At 37.6% G+C, this 2,153-nt stretch carries 3 protein-coding genes; 1 reads left to right on the forward strand and 2 read right to left on the reverse strand.

Annotation, left to right across the window (positions count from 1 at the left end):
- The coding region (locus SVZ03_06105; protein MDY6933782.1) for an acetyl-CoA acetyltransferase at positions 1-1,139 on the forward strand (1,139 nt) is incomplete at its 5' end.
- A gap of 92 nt (positions 1,140-1,231) precedes the next feature.
- Here SVZ03_06105 and SVZ03_06110 read toward each other — a convergent pair.
- Positions 1,232-1,519 (reverse strand): hypothetical protein, encoded by a 288-nt coding sequence (locus SVZ03_06110; GenBank protein MDY6933783.1) that lies wholly within the window; start codon positions 1,517-1,519, stop codon positions 1,232-1,234.
- A complete protein-coding gene (locus SVZ03_06115; protein ID MDY6933784.1) occupies positions 1,512-2,015 on the reverse strand; it encodes a hypothetical protein in 504 nt (167 codons plus the stop codon). Before SVZ03_06115 ends, SVZ03_06110 begins: the two co-directional genes overlap by 8 nt.
- Positions 2,016-2,153 lie beyond the last annotated feature (138 nt).

Genomic DNA, 2,153 nt, shown 5'->3' on the forward strand with positions numbered 1-2,153 from the left:
CAAAAGCCATGAGTTCAAATCGTCAACTCTCCTGGCCCGGTAGTGAAGGAGGTCTATTAAGTAATATTATTGAAGAAGAACATGAAGGAGTAAATACACAGGAAAAGATTCATGGTGCTATGTACCCAATTCAAATATATCCTCTTTTTGAAAATGCCTTAAGGGCTGAAAAGGGGATAAGTATCGAAGAACATAATAAAAATCTTGCTGATTTTTGTGCAGAGTTTTCCAATATAGCTTCAGAAAATCCCTATGCTTGGTTTAGAGAAAAGAAGAGCAGCAGAGAGATAGGCCAGATCACTGATGCAAACAGGATGATAGGCTTCCCTTATCCGAAATTCATGAACTCAATTATGAATGTGAATCAGGCTGCAGGAGTAATAGTTACAAGCAATGAAATCGCTGAAAAGCTTTCCATCCCAAAAAATAAATGGGTCTACTTACACGGAGGGGCAGAAGCTAATGACAAGTGGTTTGTGTCAGATAGAGTAAGTTATACCATAAGCCCAGCTATCAGGGAGATATCCAAGACCGCGCTTGAGATGGCAGGAATCACACTTGATCAAATAGATTTTTTCGATCTATATAGCTGTTTTCCATGCGCACCAATCATTGCAGCAAAATCAATGGGTATGGATCTAAATACTCTACCTCCACTTACAATAACAGGTGGATTGCCCTATTTTGGTGGAGCTGGGAATAATTATTCCATGCATGCAATAGCACAGGCAGTGGAAATGTTGCGAAAAAATCCGAATAACTTTGGATATATTTCAGCTCTAGGCTGGTTTATAACAAAGCATGCTGCAGGAATCTATAGTGGGATAGAACCACAAAGGCCATGGGACAGATCAGGATTCCCGGATATCCAACAGAAGATTGAAGATATGGATAGCCCGGAAATATGCGAGGCGCCAGAAGGTCCGGCGACTGTGGAGACCTATACTGTGATACACGACCGCCAGGGCAAGCCAGATAATGCGATTATCATCGCTCGCCTTGATGATGCCAGGAGATGCTGGGCAAAGACAAAAGATGATCAAGAATTGCTTTTAAGTATGGGAAAAGAGGAGTTCATTGGCAAGAAGGGATTCGTATCTCCCGGGAACAATAGTCCAAACATTATGAGATTTAAATGAGATAAACACATCACTTTTGAACAAACAAAATAAAGCAAGCTATATACATGACGTCTCAAACGCTGGAATCTAAATCGATGAAAAGCACATGGCTACAGGTTAAGGAACTTACTTATTTCAATATTGTCAAAGAGCTTCCTCAGGGTTTCGTTAATCGCAATAATCTTCATAATCATCCCATTTTTAAGCATTTCCCTTTTCTTATCAAGAAGAAAGCCTATTAACTCTGATGGTAGATGAGAAGTCCTCATCATGTCAATTCGAATCTCATCATATCCCTCATTCATAAGTCTTATAAAGGCTATTTGCAAATCTCTCTTATCCTCAAGCGTCGCAATTGTATTATCAATAATAATTGTATTATCATTTATTCTAATCATAGGGCACCTTTACGGCGGTTATATTGGTGATTGTTAATGTTTCTCCACTATTTACTGTTGCCGAGCCTGATGCCCCAATAGTATAAGTACTGTTATCTTCTGTACTTATACTCAATGTAAGGGAACCTGAACCCCATGTATATGTTGTACCTCCGTCATTTATGTTTATTGTAGAATTGCTATCGTTGATTGAATGACTCTCTCCAATAGAAGAACTCTCAAAATATATCTTCATATTAAAACCCTCGTTTGAAGGATCATCGCTGAGTGCAATTCCGACATAACTTGTATTACCAATACTTCCATTATAGATAACTGCATATGAACCTGTATAATCAGTACTATCAAGGCTGATATTATATGACATAGATGAATCATATTTAGTCAATGTATCGGCCTTAATTATAAAACCTAATACAGGATCACTGTCAGAATCATCACTACCGCACCCCAATATTATAAAAACGACTGCTATTATTAGTAGATATTTTTTCATCGGATATCTTAATATTAATTATTCAACTTGACTGACTTTTTATTAACTACAGGCTAAATTAAGAGAAGAATTTTGCGGTTAAGGGGGTGGGTTGTTGGTATTTTTATTCTAAACAAAATAATTTTAAGCAAAAGACAG

This window comes from Spirochaetota bacterium (assembly GCA_034190085.1).
Lineage (GTDB): Bacteria > Spirochaetota > UBA4802 > UBA4802 > JAFGDQ01 > JAXHTS01.

What these genes read in the sequence shown, in the direction of transcription:
- SVZ03_06110 (MDY6933783.1), bottom strand. Translation starts at nt 1,519, where the DNA reads ATGATTAGAATAAATGATAATACAATTATTATTGATAATACAATTGCG.
- SVZ03_06115 (MDY6933784.1), bottom strand. Translation starts at nt 2,015, where the DNA reads ATGAAAAAATATCTACTAATAATAGCAGTCGTTTTTATAATATTGGGG.